Consider the following 16228-nt stretch of genomic DNA (forward strand, 5'->3'; position numbering starts at 1 on the left):
GCTAGTCGATGGCGCCGTCCACCGCCCTTTCCTACCCTCCATTCAGACGTTTCCTGCAATCCCAATAACGGCCCACGGGCACCATGCTCCGATCTGTTTTCCGGAGCATTGACATGAAATTGTTGAAGTTCGCGCTGGCGCTCACGGCGCTGGCGCCGCTCGCTGCTTACGCGGCATTGGGCACTGCACCGATCGCGCGTACGCATGCGGTTGCCGCGCCGCGCTCGATGCTGCAGTCGTCGGCGACGAGCGGCGTGTCGGCTACGGCCGCCACCGCGTCGTACACGGTGCGCGAAGCGAAGGGCGCCGATGGCGTGACGATCCGCGAATACGTGTTGCCCAGCAACGTGGTGTTTGCCGTCGCGTGGCAAGGTCCGGTGCGCCCGGACATGAGCGAACTGCTCGGCAGCTACTTCCCGAACTTCGCCAACGCGGGCGAAGGACGCGCGCACGGCATCGGTCCGATGGTCCAGCACAACAGCGCTTTCCATATCGAGTCGGCCGGCCATAGCGGCTACTTCTTCGGCAGGGCCTATCTACCGCGGCTCGTTCCCGCCAATGTCAGCATGGAGAGTCTGCAATGAAGCGGCGCGTGGATTCATCGAACAGCAACACCATGACGACTTTCAACAGGAAGCTTTGCTGCGCGCTCGTGAGCGCGAGTGTGGCGCTGTCCGCGTGCGGCGGTGGGGGGGATGGGGGCGATCCCGCGGCTACGCCTACGCCTACGCCAACTCCGACACCTAGCCCGAGTCCGACACCTAGCCCGAGTCCGAGTCCAAGCCTGAGCCCGAGCCCGAGTCCGAGTCCGAGTCCGAGTCCGAGTCCGAGTCCGAGTCCGAGTCCGAGCCCGAGCCCGAGCCCGAGTCCGAGTCCGAGTCCAAGCCCGAGTCCAAGCCCGAGCCCAAGTCCGAGTCCGAGCCCGAGCCCGAGCCCGAGTCCGAGTCCGAGTCCGAGTCCGAGCCCGAGCCCGAGTCCGAGTCCGAGTCCAAGTCCGAGTCCGAGTCCAAGCCCGAGCCCGAGCCCGAGTCCGAGTCCAAGCCCGAGTCCGAGTCCGAGTCCGAGTCCGAGTCCGAGCCCGAGCCCGAGTCCAAGCCCGACTCCAAGTCCAACCCCAAGTCCAAGTCCAAGCCCAAGCCCGACCCCGACCCCCACCAACACCGTCCCCCTCACCGTGGAACGCTGGACGAGCTACGTCAACATCCCCTATGTCAGCGTGACGATCTGCATTCCCGGCGGCCAGGGCGCGAACCAGTGCAAGACGATCGATCACATGCAGGTCGACACCGGCTCGGTCGGCGTGCGCGTGCTCGCCAGCGCGTTAGGTTCGGCGTTCGCCGCGAGCCTGCCGGCGCAATCGGGCGCCACCGACGATCCGACCGGTAACGCGCCGATCGCCGAATGCGCGCAGTTCAGCTCCAGCTATACATGGGGGGCCGTCAGACGCGCGGACGTGACGCTCGGCAGCAAGGTGGCGGGCAACCTGCCGATCCAGGTGATCGCCGACGGCAAGTACTCGACGCCGGACGACTGCCTGAAGCGCGGCGGCACCAACCTGAACTCAACGGACACGATGGGCGCGAATGGCGTAGTTGGCATTTCGCCCTCAACGCGCGATTACGCGGCCGCGGCGAACACCGCGCTGCCGGCGACGTACTACTACTGCACGTCCGCGACGTCGTGCACGAGCACGCGCGTGCCGCTCGACACGCAGGTCATGAATCCGATCGCCAATTTCACGTCGGACAACAACGGCTCGATCATCCGTCTGCCCGCGTTGCCGGCGGGCGGCCAGCTGAGCGCAACGGGCGAACTGGTGTTCGGCATCGGCACGCAGTCGAACAATGCGCTGCCGTCGAATGCGAACGTCCTGACGCTAAACCAGTACGGCTATTTCACGACCACGTACAAGGGCACGCAGTATCTCAGCGCGATCGACAGCGGCTCCAACGCGAACTTCTTCACGGACACCACGACGCTCTATTCGGGCGACTGGTTCGTGCCGACCAGCACGCTCAGCCTGTCCGCGATCCTCGTGGGCAACGCCAGCGGATCCACGCCGGTGACCGTGCCCTTCTCGCTGGCGAATGGCTATACGCTGCTAGCCAATCAGTACGCGGCCTATGACAGCCTGGGCGGGCCGTTGTACTACACGTTCCTCTGGGGGCTGCCGTTCTTTTACGGCCGCAGCGTCTATACCGCTCTCAACAATGCGACGATCGGCACACACACAGGGCCGTTCATCGCGTTCTAAGCACGCGACGCGGAGCTAACGAAGCACGAAACGGAAAGGCCGGCGCCCGGAGGCGCCGGCCTTTTTTCGCCAGCAGCGCGGTCAACTGGATCGCCCACGACAATCGCGCGCAATACGCACGCGCTACTCTGTCTCCCGCAACACCTCCGCGACCGTCCCGAAGATCTCCTCCAACTGCGCCTCCTCGACGATCAACGGCGGTGAGAACGCCAGAATATCGCCGGTATAACGCGTCAACACTCCCTTCTCGAAGCAGCGTACGAACACGTCATACGCGCGCGTGCCCGGCGCGCCGTCGCGCGGCGCCAACTCGACGCCGCCCACGAGGCCGAGATTGCGCACGTCGATCACATGCCGCTCGCCGCGCAGCTTGTGGATCGCGTTCTCGAACAGCGGCGCCATCCGCGCGGCCCGTTCGAAGAGTTGCTCGCGCTCGTACAGATCGATCGTCGCGCACGCGGCGGCAGCGGCAATCGGATGCCCCGAGTACGTATAACCGTGGAACAGCTCGATGCCGCCCGGCGCGCCGTTCACGATCGTGTCGTGAATCTTCGCGCTCGCCGCGACCGCGCCCATCGGCGCGGCGGCATTGTTGGTGCCCTTGGCCATCGTCAGCAGGTCGGGCGTGACGCCGAAGTATTGCGCGGCGAACGGCGCGCCGAGGCGCCCCCAGCCGGTGATCACTTCATCGAAGATCAGCAGGATGCCGTGCTTGTCGCAGATTTCGCGCAAACGTTGCAAGTAGCCTTGCGGCGGAATCAGCACGCCGGTCGATCCGGCCACCGGCTCGACGATCACTGCCGCAATCGTCGAGGCATCGTGCAGCGTGACGAGCCGTTCGAGCTCATCGGCGAGATGCGCACCCCACGCGGGTTGTCCCTTCGAGAACGCCGCTTCCTTGATGTTCAGCGTATGCGGCAGATGATCGATCGCCGGCAGCAGTCCGCCTGAAAACGCCTTGCGATTCGGCGCGATGCCGCCCACCGAAATACCGCCGAAGCCGACGCCGTGATACCCGCGCTCACGTCCGATCAGCCGCGTGCGCTGTCCTTCGCCGCGCGCGCGGTGATAGGCGAGCGCGATCTTCAGCGCGGTATCGACCGCCTCCGAGCCGGAGTTGGCAAAGAAGATGTGTTTCAGATCGCCGGGCGTATGACGGGCGATTTTCGTCGCGGCCTCGAAGGCCTTCGGGTGGCCCATCTGGAAGGTCGGCGCGAAATCCATCTCGGCCGCTTGCGCCTGCACCGCCGCGACGATCTCGTCGCGGCAATGACCCGCGTTGACGCACCACAGGCCGGCCGTACCGTCGAGAATGCGCCGTCCATCGTGCGACGTGTAGTACATCCCCTTCGCGCTCGCCAGCAGGCGCGGTGCGCTCTTGAACTGGCGGTTCGCGGTGAAGGGCATCCAGAAAGCGGCCATATCGGGTGGGCTGACGCGCTCGCTCATGTTCGTGTCTCCTCGTGTGTGTGGTCTTTCAGTGTAGGCAGAGCGCGGCCCATGCACAAAGGCGCGGCGGCCATGCACCGCCGACGCCCGCTGGCGGATACGCGCGCTTCGTTGCGGCGCGGCGCGCACCCGAACGAGGCGCTCGCCGCGCTGCTGCACCAGATTCGCGCTGCTGCGCGTCCCGCAGCGCTGCCGCGCAGCCGCGCCGCAGCGCGCGATCCGCGTAGTTCCAGTCGAAATTGCCGCATGGCATGTGCCTTGCAGTACACGAGCGGCAAGTCATGCGGGATAAGCCCTGCTGGCTGAAATAGACGCCCATAAACAGTCACCATCAATGGCAAGGGGAAACACATGAAACGTCGCAGTCTGTTGAAGTTCGGCTCCATGTCCGGCGCATTGGCGCTTGCTGGCCAGGTGCCGTTCGCGAATGCGCAGTCGGACAGCGGTCCGATCAAGGTGGGCATCCTGCATTCGCTGTCCGGCACGATGGCCATCTCCGAAACGTCGCTGAAGGACACCGCGTTGATGACCATTGCGGACATCAACAAGAACGGCGGCGTGATGGGCCGTCAGCTTCAGCCGGTAGTGGTCGACCCCGCGTCGAACTGGCCGCTGTTCGCCGAGAAAGCGCGTCAGCTGATCACGCAGGAGAAGTGCTCGGTGGTGTTCGGCTGCTGGACGTCGGTGTCGCGCAAATCGGTGCTGCCGGTGTTCGAGGAACTGAACGGCCTGCTGTTCTATCCGGTGCAGTACGAAGGCGAGGAAATGTCGCGCAACGTGTTCTATACCGGCGCGGCGCCCAATCAGCAGGCGATCCCCGCGACCGAATATCTGATGAGCGCCGAAGGCGGCGGCGCCAAGCGCTTCTTCCTGCTAGGCACCGACTATGTATATCCACGCACGACCAACAAGATCCTGCGCGCGTTCCTCAAGTCCAAGGGCGTCCAGGAAGCCGATATTCAGGAGGTCTACACGCCGTTCGGCCATAGCGACTACCAGACCATCGTCGCGAACATCAAGACCTTCTCGCAGGGCGGCAAGACCGCGGTGATCTCGACGGTGAACGGCGACTCGAACGTGCCGTTCTACAAGGAACTGGGCAACCAGGGGCTGAAGGCGTCGGATGTGCCGGTGGTCGCGTTCTCGGTCGGCGAAGAGGAACTGCGCGGCATCGATACGAAGCCGCTGGTCGGCAACCTCGCGGCATGGAACTACTTCATGTCGGTGCGCAGTCCGGCCAACGACAAGTTCAAGAAGCAATGGGCCGCATGGGTCGCGCAGAACAACCTGCCGGGCGGCACGAAGCGCGTGACCAACGACCCGATGGAAGCGACCTTCGTCGGCATCCATATGTGGAAGCAGGCGGTCGAGAAAGCGAAGAGCACCGAGGTCGACAAGGTGCGCGTGGCGATGGTCGGCCAGACCTTCGCAGCGCCGTCGGGCTTCACGCTGGAGATGGACGGCAATCACCATCTGCACAAGCCGGTGATGATCGGCGAAGTGCGTGCCGACGGCCAGTTCAACGTCGTGTGGCGGACCAAGACCGCGATTCGCGCGCAGCCGTGGAGCCCGTTCATCGCGGGTAATTCGAGCAAGCCGGATGTGGTCAGTTCGATCCCGGCGTTCCTGAAGCGCTCGCGCGTCGCCTGAGCGGAGCGACAGGAAGGCTCGGCGGCGTACAGGTTGATCCTGGTCGGCGGCGAAGTTGGCCGCTTTCGTTAGCGGCCTCATTAACCGCTTCGCCGCGTCGCGAGCCGATGTGATTCGACGACGGACGCGCTCGCCTCACCGCGCGTTCAGTCGCGGTGAGGCGGGTTCGGGCGCGTGCATGCGCGGTTGGCTATGCACCGTAGACCTCGATTCGCGCGGTTGTTTCTTGCGCGGTTGAATTCGCGGAAGGCACGCGCCGCGCGCACCGTGCCGCTCACGTCGCAGTGACGGCGGCCGAAGCCGATTCGCGGCGCGCCATCCGCGACGCAGTAATCCGACAGCGCGACCCAGCCGCTTGCATCAAGCAAGCGGCGCCGCGCTGCCGGTTTTTCTTCAAAGGCCACCATGGCGTTTTCATTTCCCAATTCCGTACGACGCGCACGAGGCTTCGCCCGGCGCGGCATCGCCGGCGCGGCGCTGGTGCTGCTAGCCGGCGCGCCGCTCGCCGCGTTCGCGCTCGTCCCCGCCGATGTCGCGCCGCTCGCCGGCGACGACTTCGACGCCAAATCCGCGGCGATCGACAAGCTGATCGCCAACCACGACAAAGAATCGCTCGCGGTGCTCAAGGCGCTCGCCGACGACAGCGCGCTCGCCACCGACGCGGGCGCCGTGCTGCTGCAGGACGGCGACACCGCGCGCGACGCCGTCACCGGCAAGACGGTGGCCGCTGGCGACGCGCAACCGGTGACGCTGAACAACCTGCTGCGTTCGAAAGTGGCGGGCGCGCTATCGGGCCTGCAACTCGACTCGGCCGACCCCGCTACCCGCGACGCCGCGATCACGTCGCTGCTGCGCAATCCCGATCCGGCGATCAAGCCGCTGGTCGACGCGGCGCGCGCGAAGGAAACCGATCCGGCGTTGAAGAAGCGCCTCGACACGCTGTGGGCGATGACGGCGCTGCACGACGCCGACCCGGCCAAGCGGCTGGAGGCCGTGCAACTGGTGGCCGCGCGGCACGACCTCGATATGAACGAACTGCTGCGCCCGCTGGTCGCGAAGAAGCCGGACGGCAGCTTCGTCGAAGCCGACGATCGCGTGCGCGCCGCCGCTCAAAGCGGCATCGACGAACTCGATGCGATCCAGCGCCGCAGCCAGATCGCCGGCACGCTGTTCGCCGGTTTGTCGCTCGGCAGCGTGCTGCTGCTCGCCGCGCTCGGCCTTGCGATCACGTATGGGCTGATCGGCGTGATCAATATGGCGCACGGCGAATTCCTGATGATCGGCGCGTACGCCACCTATGTCGTGCAGAACCTGTTTCAGCGCTTCGCGCCCGGCGCGTTCGACTGGTATCCGCTGCTCGCGGTGCCGGCCTCGTTCGTCGCGGCGGCGCTGGTCGGCATCGTGCTCGAACGGCTGGTGTTGAAGCACCTGTACGGCCGTCCGCTCGAAACGCTGCTGACCACTTTTGGCGTCAGCCTGATCCTGATTCAGGCGACGCGCATGCTGTTCGGCGCGCAGAACGTGCAGGTGATCAACCCCGCGTGGATGAGCGGCGGCGTGACCGTGCTGCCGAATCTGATCCTGCCGTACAACCGGCTGGCGATTCTGGCGTTCTCGCTGATCGTGGTCGGCATCGCGTGGGCGGTGTTGACCAAGACACGCCTCGGCTTGTTCGTGCGCGCGGTCACGCAGAATCGCCGGATGGCCGCTTGCGTCGGCGTGAAGACCGCACGGGTCGATTCGTATGCGTTCGCGTTCGGCGCGGGCATCGCGGGTCTCGGCGGCTGCGCGCTGTCGCAGATCGGCAATGTCGGACCGGATCTCGGCCAGAGCTACATCATCGATTCGTTCATGGCGGTCGTGCTGGGCGGAGTGGGTCAGCTCGCGGGGACGGTGATCGGCGGCTTCGGGCTCGGGCTCGTCAGCAAAGCGATCGAACCGTTCTGGGGCGCGGTGCTCGCGAAGATCGCGGTGCTCGTGCTGATCGTGCTGTTCATCCAGAAGCGTCCGCAGGGCATGTTCGCCCTCAAGGGCCGCAGCGCGGAGGCATGAGATGACTTCTGCTACCTCATCGACTCACGTCCGCGCAAGCAGCACCGGCGGCGCGGCGTCCGGACGCGATGCGCAGGCCGGCTTCGCGCTCGGCTTGCCGCCGCGTCCCGCGCTGCTGTCCCGGCGCGCATGGCTCGCGCTGATCGCGCTGATCATCGTATTCGGCCTCGGCGTGCCGTTCGCCACGCTGGTGGTGCCCGAAACGAGCGCACTGCATCTGTCCGCGTACGCGACGACCATCACCGGCAAGTTCATGTGCTACGCGATCGCGGCGCTCGCGCTCGATCTGGTGTGGGGCTACTGCGGCATCCTGAGCCTCGGCCATGCGCTGTTCTTCGCGCTCGGCGGCTACGCGATCGGCATGTACCTGATGCGCGCGATCGGCCATGACGGCAAGTACGGCAGCGACCTGCCCGACTTCATGGTGTTCCTCGACTGGCATCAACTGCCGTGGTACTGGCAGGGCACCCAGCATCTCGGCTACGCGTTGCTGCTGGTGGTGCTGGTGCCGGCGGTGGTCGCGTGGGTATTCGGCTTCTTCACGTTCCGCTCGCGCGTGAAAGGCGTGTACCTGTCGATCATCACGCAGGCGATGACCTTCGCCGCGATGCTGCTGTTCTATCGCAACGAGACGGGTTTCGGCGGCAATAACGGCTTCACGGACTTCAAACGCATCGGCGGCTTTCCGATCACGCATCCAGGCACGCGCACCGCCCTGCTGCTGATCACCTTCGCGGTGCTGATTCTCGCGTTCCTCGGCGCGCGCGCCATCGTCACATCTAAGCTGGGACGCGTCGTGACCGCCGTGCGCGATGGCGAAACCCGCCTGATGTTCCTCGGCTACAGCCCGCTCGCATACAAGCTGTTCGTGTGGACCGTGTCGGCGGTGCTGTGCGGGATCGCCGGCGCGTTGTACGTGCCGCAGGTCGGCATCATCAACCCGGGCGAGATGTCGCCGGGCAACTCGATCGAGATGGCGATCTGGGTCGCGGTGGGCGGACGCGGCACGCTGATCGGGCCGATCATCGGCGCGTTCGCGGTGAACGGCGCGAAGAGCTTCTTTACGGCGAATTTCCCTGAATACTGGCTGTTCTTTCTCGGTCTGATTTTCGTGCTGGTCCCGCTGCTGCTGCCGAACGGCATCATGGGGCTGATCGAACTCGTGACGCGCAAGAGGAACCGCTCATGAACGAAAACCCGATGGTTCCTGATCTGGATTTACCGGAAGACCCCGCCGTGCATTCGCTGAGTGGCGTCGCGAGCATGGGGCGCGCGGTGGTGCCGGGCGAGATCGATGTGTCGCACGGCACGATCCTCTACCTCGAGGACGTGACCGTGAGCTTCGACGGCTTTCGCGCGCTGAACGCGCTGACGCTCACCATCGACGCCGGCGAACTGCGTTGCATCATCGGCCCGAACGGCGCCGGCAAGACGACGATGATGGACGTCATCACCGGCAAGACCGAGCCGGATTCCGGCAAGGTGTTTCTCGGCCAGTCGATCGACCTCACGCGGATGAACGAGCCGTCCATCGCGCGTGCGGGGATCGGCCGCAAGTTCCAGAAACCGACCGTGTTCGAGCAGCACCCCGTGTGGGAAAACCTCGAACTGGCGATGAAGACCGACAAGGGCTGGTTCGCGTCGTTGCGCGCGCGGCTGGATCGCGAGGCGCAGGCGCGTATCGAAGAGACGCTGGCGCTGATCGGTCTGGAGAGCGAAGCGCGGCGCTCGGCCGGCGAGCTTTCGCACGGACAGAAGCAGCGGCTCGAAATCGGCATGCTGCTGATGCAGCAACCGGCTCTGTTGCTACTCGACGAACCGGCCGCCGGCATGACCGACGACGAGACCATGCAGTTGGCCGAGTTGCTCAATCATCTGCGCGGCACCTGCTCGATGATGGTCGTCGAACACGATATGGAGTTCGTGGCCGCGTTGTCGGGCGCGACCGGCAAGGTGACGGTGATGGCCGAAGGGCGTGTGCTCGCGCACGGCACGCTCGACGAAGTGAAGAAAGACGAGACGGTCATCGAGTCTTACCTTGGCAGATAAGCGGGCCGATCAGTTGACCGATGAACCACTGCTTCGAACGGATAAAACGAACATGCTGGAAGTAGACAAGCTGAACCAGTACTACGGCGGCAGCCACATCCTGCGCGATGTGAAACTCACCGTGCCCGACGGCAAGCTCACCGTCCTGCTGGGCCGCAACGGCGTCGGCAAGACCACGCTCTTGCGCTGCCTGATGGGCGTCGTGCAGACGAAGAGCGGCTCGATCGCCTGGCGCGGCACGCCGATCACCAAACTGCCGACCTACTCGCGCGTCGAGCAGGGGCTCGCGTATGTGCCGCAAGGCCGCGATATTTTCCCGCGGCTGACCGTCGAGGAGAATCTGCTGGTCGGCGCGGCCAGCAAGAAGGCGCCGAAGAAAATCCCCGACCGGATCTACGAACTGTTCCCGGTGCTGAAGGACATGCGCAGCCGTCGCGGCGGCGATCTGTCGGGCGGTCAGCAGCAGCAGCTCGCGATTGGCCGCGCGCTGATGAGCGATCCGCAACTGCTGATCCTCGACGAACCGACCGAAGGCATCCAGCCGTCGATCATCCAGGACATCGGCCGCACGCTGCGGCAACTGGTCGAGGAAATGGGCATGACGGTGCTGCTCGTCGAGCAGTACTACGACTTCGCGAAGGACATCGCGGATCGTTACTGGGTGATGAGCCGTGGCGAGATCGTCGCGGGCGGCGAAGGCGCGAACATGGATAGCGACGGCGTGCGCGCGTTGATCGCGGTTTGAGTGCCGTTTGATCGCCGATTGATCGCCGATTGATTGCCGTTCGATCTTCGAGTCATCGCAGCGTGACCGGCATGCGCCATTGCGCGTGCTATTCTCGCCGCATCCTTGGGCGGCGCGGTTCGCGTCTGCCCTGCGGGCGCAAGCCCGCTTAGCCAACACGTCGCTCGCACGTCCATTCGCATGTCGCTTCACGAAAATCACGCCACGCTCGCCGCTGTGTCGACTTCGGCGCAAAACGCGACGCAACCCGCCGCGCATTCGTCATGGCGCGCGCGTCTCGAACTCGGCTTCGCCAAACACCACGAACGCACGACGCTCGCGCATCGGCTGCATGACGGCCCGCTGCGCGTGCAGCGTCCGCTCTATCCCGAAGGTCACGCGATCTGCCATGCGGTGATCGTTCATCCGCCCGGCGGGATCGCGGGCGGCGACCGGCTCGACATCGACGTCGTGCTCGACGCCGATGCGCATGCGGTCGTCACGACGCCGGGCGCGACCAAGTGGTACAAGTCGAACGGCCGCGCTGCGCATCAGCTTATCGACGTGCATGTCGGCGAGCGCGCGAAGCTCGACTGGCTGCCGCAAAACAACATCGTGTTCGACCACGCGAACGCGCATCTGGAGTTCTCGCTGACGCTCGCCGAGGGCGCCACCGCATTGGGCTGGGATGCGACCCAGCTCGGTCGACAGGCAGCCGGCGAACACTGGTCGAATGGGCACCTGCGAGCCGTCTCGCGGATCGTCGGCGCCGACGGCGAGTTGCTGTGGCTCGAACGCGCGAATCTCGACGCGGACGATCCGCTGCGCAATGCACCCCAAGGGCTCGCCGGCTTCCCCGCCTACGGGACGCTGTGGGCCGTCGGCCCCGCTTGCGACGACGCGCTCGCCGAGTCCCTGACCGCGCAACTGCCGTTCGACGATTCGCTGCGCGCCGCCGCCTCGTGCGTGACGAACGGCGTACTGCTCGTGCGCGCGGTCTCGCGTTCGATGGAAACGCTTCAGCACGCGCTGACGCGCTGCTGGCTGCAATTGCGGCCGGTCGTGCATGGCGTTCAAGCAAAGCCCCTGCGGATCTGGTCGACCTGATTCATTCGTCCGGGGCGGACTGGGCGCGGTCAGCGCCTTTCACCTTTGCAAGGCCATGCGCGCACCACCGCGGCGCATACGCTCGCCCCAATCGGGTGCAGCACCTCTCCTCCCTACTCGCAAGCTCAAGCGGCACGGCGATGGCACACACCTTGCATCGTCAAGCGCCACGATGCTGCCGCGCCTCGACGGCAGCCGATCGGCACATCGCCGTCACGACAATCACCACACCGCGCCACCGCCGACAGACCATGAAACTATCGCTCACTCGCCCCGCGCGCCGCGCGTTGCTCGCCGCGCTGCTGTCCGTGCCCATCGTCGCTCACCTCGCCTTTCATGCCGCGTCCGCTCACGCCGATACGCTCGATAGCATCGCCAAAGCGGGTGTGCTGAAAGTGGCCGTGCCGGAAGACTATCCGCCGTTCGGCGCGGTCGGCCCCGACATGAAGCCGCAGGGCTACGACATCGACACCGCCGCGCTGCTCGCGAAGTCGATGAACGTGAAGCTCGAACTCGTGCCGGTCAACAGCGCGAACCGCATTCCGTATCTGCAAACCGGCAAGGTCGATCTGGTGATCTCGTCGCTCGGCAAGACGCCGGAGCGCGAGAAGGTGATCGACTTTTCGAGCGCCTATGCGCCGTACTACCAAGGCGTGTTCGGCCCCGCCGACATCAAGGTGAGCGGTCCCGCCGATCTCACCGGCAAGACGGTCGGCGCCACGCGTGGCGCGCTCGAAGAGATCGGCCTCTCGCAGATGGCGCCGAACGCGACGATCAACCGCTTCGAGGACAACAACGCGACCATCGCCGCGTTCCTGTCGGGCCAGGTGCAGTTGATCGCCGCGGGCAACATCGTCGCCGCCGCGATCATCGCGAAGAATCCGCCGCGCCGGCCGGAGCCGAAGTTCATCATCAAGAATTCGCCGTGTTTCGTCGGCATGAACAAGAACGAGCCGCGCCTGCAGCAGAAAGTGGACGCCGCGATCGCGCAGGCCAAACACGACGGCACGCTGGAGACGATGTCCAGGAAGTGGTTCGGTGCGCCGTTGCCGGCCGATCTGTAAGCACGCCGTTAGCCGGACTTGATACCGTGACCGGCTGACCAGGCGTTGCCGGCGTTGCCGCCCCGGGGCAACGCCTATCATGGTCATGGCCGGCCCCTGCGGGGGCCGTTGCCATGACCACCACCCGGCCGTCACCAGACCGTCACAACCGAACGCACACATTCGATGAAGCTCACACCTCGCGAGAAGGACAAGCTGCTGATCTTCACCGCCGCGCTGCTCGCCGAACGGCGCCGCGCGCGCGGCCTCAAACTCAACTATCCGGAAGCGATCGCGTTCATCACCGCCGCGCTGATGGAAGCGGCCCGCGACGGCAAGACCGTCGCCGAGGTCATGTACTACGGCACCACGCTGCTCACGCGCGACGACGTGATGGAAGGCGTGCCGGAGATGATCCCCGACATCCAGGTCGAAGCGACGTTTCCCGACGGCACCAAGCTCGTCACCGTTCATCACCCGATCCCTTAAGCGTACAAGGCAAGCCCCATGATTCCCGGCGAACTCATCACCGACGACGGCGAACACGAGCTCAACGCGGGCCGCGCGACGGTCACGGTGGTCGTGTCGAATACCGGCGACCGCCCGGTGCAGATCGGCTCGCACTACCACTTCTACGAGGTGAACGAGGCGCTCTCGTTCGATCGCGAAACGGCGCGCGGCTTCCGGCTGAATATCGCGGCGGGCACCGCCGTGCGCTTCGAGCCCGGCCAGGAACGCACCGTCGAGCTGGTCGCGCTGGCGGGCGACCGTGTCGTCTACGGCTTCAACGGCAAGGTGATGGGCAAGCTGTGAGCCACCGTGCGCGCCATGCGCTCCTGTGCCCTCTCGCCCGCACCGCCCTGCTCAATTCCGGACTCACACCATGACCTTACGCATCGACCGCCGCGCCTACGCGGAAATGTTCGGCCCCACCTCCGGCGACCGCGTGCGTCTCGCCGATACCGAGTTGCTGATCGAAGTCGAGCGCGACTTCACGACCTACGGCGAAGAAGTCAAATTCGGCGGCGGCAAGGTGATTCGCGACGGCATGGGCCAGTCGCAACGCGTGCACGCCGACGTGGTCGACACGGTCGTGACGAACGCGGTGATTCTCGATCACTGGGGCATCGTCAAGGCCGACATCGGCATCAAGAACGGCCGCATCGCCGCGATCGGCAAAGCGGGCAATCCCGACATCCAGCCGAATGTGACGATCGCGATCGGCGCGTCCACCGAAGTGATCGCGGGCGAAGGGCTGATCGTGACGGCGGGCGGCATCGACACACACATTCACTTCATCAGCCCGCAGCAGATCGAGGAAGCACTCGCGAGCGGCGTGACGACGATGCTCGGCGGCGGCACGGGTCCGGCAACGGGCACGAACGCAACCACCTGCACGCCGGGTCCGTGGCATCTCGAACGGATGCTGCAGGCGGCCGATGGTTATCCGATGAACCTCGGCTTTCTCGGCAAGGGCAACGTGAGCCAGCCGCAACCCGCGCTGGAGCAGATCGCCGCCGGCGCAATCGGTCTGAAGCTGCACGAGGACTGGGGCACGACGCCCGCCGCAATCGACAACTGCCTCTCGGTTGCCGACGACACCGACACGCAGGTCGCGATCCACACCGACACGCTGAACGAAGCGGGCTTCGTCGAAGCGACGGTGGCCGCGTTCAAGGGCCGCACGATCCACACGTATCACACCGAAGGCGCGGGCGGCGGCCACGCGCCGGACATCATCAAGGTGTGCGGCGAGGCGAACGTGCTGCCCTCGTCGACCAATCCGACGCGCCCGTACACCGTCAACACGCTCGAAGAGCATCTCGACATGCTGATGGTGTGCCATCACCTGGACCCGTCGATCGCGGAAGACATCGCGTTCGCCGAGTCACGTATTCGTCGCGAGACGATTGCGGCCGAAGACATCCTGCACGACCTCGGCGCGCTGTCGATGCTGTCGTCGGATTCGCAGGCGATGGGGCGCGTGGGCGAAGTGATCATCCGTACGTGGCAGACCGCGCACAAGATGAAGGTGCAACGCGGCGCGCTGCCTGAAGACAACGCGCGCCACGACAACTTCCGCGCGAAGCGCTACGTTGCCAAGTACACGATCAACCCGGCGATCACGCACGGCATCGCGCATGAAGTCGGTTCGATTGAGCCGGGCAAGTGGGCCGACCTCGTGTTCTGGGAGCCGGCGTTCTTCGGCATCAAGCCGTCGCTGATTCTCAAGGGCGGCATGATCGCGATGGCGCAGATGGGCGACCCGAACGCGTCGATTCCGACGCCGCAGCCGGTCCACTATCGCGAGATGTTCGCGACGCGCGGTGGAGCGCTGGGGCGCACGTCGCTGACCTTCGTTTCGCAGATGGCCGCCGACGCGGGCGTCGCCGAACGGTACGGCCTGAATAAGCGTATCGTGGCCGTGAAGAACTGCCGCAACATCTCGAAGGCAGACATGATTCACAACGCGTGGCGTCCGGCGATCAGCGTCGATCCGGAAACCTATCAGGTGATCGCCGACGGTCAGCTGCTGACCTGCGAGCCGGCCACCGTGCTGCCGATGGCGCAACGCTACTTCCTGTTCTAACCATGCGTACTCTCGACAAACTGCTGGCGCCGCATCTGAAGCTCGCGCCGGTGCTGGTGAAACGGGCGCCGACGCTGACGCTCGCCTTCGATGAACGGCGCAAGAGCCGCCTTGCGGCCACGCTCGATAACGGCGAGGAAGTCGCGCTGCTGTTGCCGCGCGGTACGGTGCTGCGCGACGGCGACGTGCTGGTCGCCGACGATGGCGGCCTCGTGCGCGTAGTCGCCGCGCCGGAATCGGTGCTTTACGTGCGCGCGAAAGATGCGTTGACGCTGACGCGCGCCGCGTATCACCTCGGCAATCGTCATACGCCGGTCGAGGTTGGCGCGGATTATCTGAAGCTCGAATACGATCCGGTGCTGGCCGATATGCTCAAGCGAATCGGCGCGACGGTCGATCAGGTGTCGATGCCGTTTCAGCCGGAGTCCGGCGCTTATGGCGGCGGCCATAAGCATGGGCATGACGAGACGTTCGCCGAGGACTATGCGCTCGCGCAGCAGGTGTTTGGCGAGCATCATGGGCATGGGCATTCGCATGATCATGAGCACGGGCATGGTCATTCGCACGATCACGACCACAGCGGTCACGTCCACGACGAATCGTGTGGCCACGCGCATCACTCGCACCATGCGCATCGCTGAACTCACCGCGCTGCTGCATCTCGCGTCGCCGGCGCTGCCGATCGGCGCGTTCAGCTACTCGCAGGGGCTCGAAGCGGCCATCGAAGCGCAATTGATCACCGACGCCGATTCCGCGCGCGCGTGGATCGAAAGCGGCCTGACCGACGTGCTCGCGCACGGCGAGCTGCCGTTCCTCGCGCATCAAATGGAGCGCTGGCGCTCGCATGACGCGGCAGGCCTCGCCGAGGCGAACCGCGAATTCCTCGCGAGCCGCGAGTCCGCCGAACTGCGGCGCGAAACCGAACAGATGGGCTGGTCGCTGCGGCAGTTGTGCGTGTCGCTCGAATGGGGCGATGCTGAACGACGCGCGACGCTCGCTTCGCTCATGCCGCTCGCGCAGCCCACCGCGTTCGCGTTCGCCGCCTATGCGCACGATGCCGCCGTCGACGCCGCGCTCGCCGCTTATGCATTCAGCTGGGTCGAGAACCAGGCCGCCGCCGCGTTGAAGGCGGTGCCGTTGGGACAGCTTGCGGGGCAGCGCATCATCGTCGCGTTGCGCGAGCCGATCGATGCGGCCGTCACGCGCGCTTTGTCCACTTCACCCGAAAACATCAACACATTCGCGCCGCAACTCGGCATTCTGTCGGCGCGTCACGAGTCGCAGTATTCGCGGCTCTTCCGCTCATAAAA

16 protein-coding genes are annotated in these 16228 nt (G+C 65.5%); 14 read left to right on the plus strand and 2 right to left on the minus strand.

Annotated elements, in window-relative coordinates; translation table 11 throughout:
• The first annotated feature begins 113 nt into the window (after window positions 1-113).
• Window positions 114-584, plus strand: coding sequence for a DUF2844 domain-containing protein (locus BGI01S_RS20195; protein WP_042327781.1), 471 nt, complete (start codon window positions 114-116; stop codon window positions 582-584).
• Here BGI01S_RS20195 and BGI01S_RS31165 read toward each other — a convergent pair.
• Window positions 562-1161 carry a hypothetical protein gene (locus BGI01S_RS31165; RefSeq protein WP_232624366.1) on the minus strand — a complete coding sequence of 200 codons (600 nt, stop codon included), beginning with the start codon at window positions 1159-1161 and terminating at the stop codon, window positions 562-564. The two genes, BGI01S_RS20195 and BGI01S_RS31165, sit on opposite strands and share 23 nt — an antisense overlap.
• 13 nt (window positions 1162-1174) lie before the next feature.
• On the opposite strand from BGI01S_RS31165, the gene BGI01S_RS31170 reads away from it, so the two are divergent.
• Window positions 1175-2254, plus strand: a complete 1080-nt coding sequence (locus tag BGI01S_RS31170) for a DUF3443 family protein (RefSeq protein WP_232624367.1) — start codon at window positions 1175-1177, stop codon at window positions 2252-2254.
• A gap of 123 nt (window positions 2255-2377) precedes the next feature.
• On the opposite strand, the gene BGI01S_RS20210 is transcribed toward BGI01S_RS31170, so the two are convergent.
• A complete protein-coding gene (locus BGI01S_RS20210; protein ID WP_042327783.1) occupies window positions 2378-3703 on the minus strand; it encodes an omega-aminotransferase AptA in 1326 nt (441 codons plus the stop codon).
• A 351-nt stretch (window positions 3704-4054) separates the two neighbouring features.
• On the opposite strand from BGI01S_RS20210, the gene urtA reads away from it, so the two are divergent.
• From urtA to BGI01S_RS20280, 12 genes are all read left to right on the plus strand, one after another.
• On the plus strand, window positions 4055-5353 hold the full coding sequence (gene urtA / locus BGI01S_RS20220; protein WP_042327785.1) for an urea ABC transporter substrate-binding protein: 1299 nt from the start codon (window positions 4055-4057) through the stop codon (window positions 5351-5353).
• 405 nt (window positions 5354-5758) lie between these two features.
• Window positions 5759-7405: an urea ABC transporter permease subunit UrtB gene (urtB, locus tag BGI01S_RS20230; RefSeq protein ID WP_084585435.1), complete on the plus strand. Its 1647-nt coding sequence runs from the start codon at window positions 5759-5761 to the stop codon at window positions 7403-7405.
• 1 nt (window position 7406) lies between these two features.
• Entirely contained in the window at window positions 7407-8594 is a 1188-nt protein-coding gene (urtC, locus tag BGI01S_RS20235; RefSeq protein ID WP_042327788.1) for an urea ABC transporter permease subunit UrtC, read from the plus strand.
• Complete coding sequence (gene urtD, locus BGI01S_RS20240) at window positions 8591-9454, plus strand: urea ABC transporter ATP-binding protein UrtD (RefSeq protein WP_042327789.1); 864 nt, start codon at window positions 8591-8593, stop codon at window positions 9452-9454. Before urtC ends, urtD begins: the two co-directional genes overlap by 4 nt.
• 52 nt (window positions 9455-9506) lie before the next feature.
• Entirely contained in the window at window positions 9507-10199 is a 693-nt protein-coding gene (urtE, locus tag BGI01S_RS20245) for an urea ABC transporter ATP-binding subunit UrtE (protein WP_042327790.1), read from the plus strand.
• A gap of 180 nt (window positions 10200-10379) precedes the next feature.
• The gene (locus tag BGI01S_RS20250) at window positions 10380-11285 is read left to right on the plus strand and encodes an urease accessory protein UreD (RefSeq protein ID WP_042327791.1); all 906 of its coding nucleotides are present in this window, start codon (window positions 10380-10382) and stop codon (window positions 11283-11285) included.
• Between the two features lie 251 nt (window positions 11286-11536).
• On the plus strand, window positions 11537-12349 hold the full coding sequence (locus BGI01S_RS20255) for a transporter substrate-binding domain-containing protein (protein ID WP_042327792.1): 813 nt from the start codon (window positions 11537-11539) through the stop codon (window positions 12347-12349).
• A gap of 165 nt (window positions 12350-12514) precedes the next feature.
• Window positions 12515-12817 carry an urease subunit gamma gene (gene ureA, locus BGI01S_RS20260; RefSeq protein ID WP_042327793.1) on the plus strand — a complete coding sequence of 101 codons (303 nt, stop codon included), beginning with the start codon at window positions 12515-12517 and terminating at the stop codon, window positions 12815-12817.
• A gap of 18 nt (window positions 12818-12835) precedes the next feature.
• Window positions 12836-13141 (plus strand): urease subunit beta, encoded by a 306-nt coding sequence (locus tag BGI01S_RS20265; protein ID WP_042327794.1) that lies wholly within the window; start codon window positions 12836-12838, stop codon window positions 13139-13141.
• Window positions 13142-13211: 70 nt separating this feature from the next.
• Window positions 13212-14918, plus strand: coding sequence for an urease subunit alpha (gene ureC / locus BGI01S_RS20270; RefSeq protein WP_042327795.1), 1707 nt, complete (start codon window positions 13212-13214; stop codon window positions 14916-14918).
• 2 nt (window positions 14919-14920) lie between these two features.
• Window positions 14921-15559: an urease accessory protein UreE gene (gene ureE / locus BGI01S_RS20275; RefSeq protein ID WP_042327796.1), complete on the plus strand. Its 639-nt coding sequence runs from the start codon at window positions 14921-14923 to the stop codon at window positions 15557-15559.
• Window positions 15546-16226 carry an urease accessory protein UreF gene (locus BGI01S_RS20280; protein ID WP_042327797.1) on the plus strand — a complete coding sequence of 227 codons (681 nt, stop codon included), beginning with the start codon at window positions 15546-15548 and terminating at the stop codon, window positions 16224-16226. Before ureE ends, BGI01S_RS20280 begins: the two co-directional genes overlap by 14 nt.
• Window positions 16227-16228: the final 2 nt, after the last annotated feature.

It is taken from the genome of Paraburkholderia ginsengisoli NBRC 100965 (assembly GCF_000739735.1).
In the GTDB taxonomy this organism is placed as follows: Bacteria; Pseudomonadota; Gammaproteobacteria; order Burkholderiales; family Burkholderiaceae; genus Paraburkholderia; species Paraburkholderia ginsengisoli.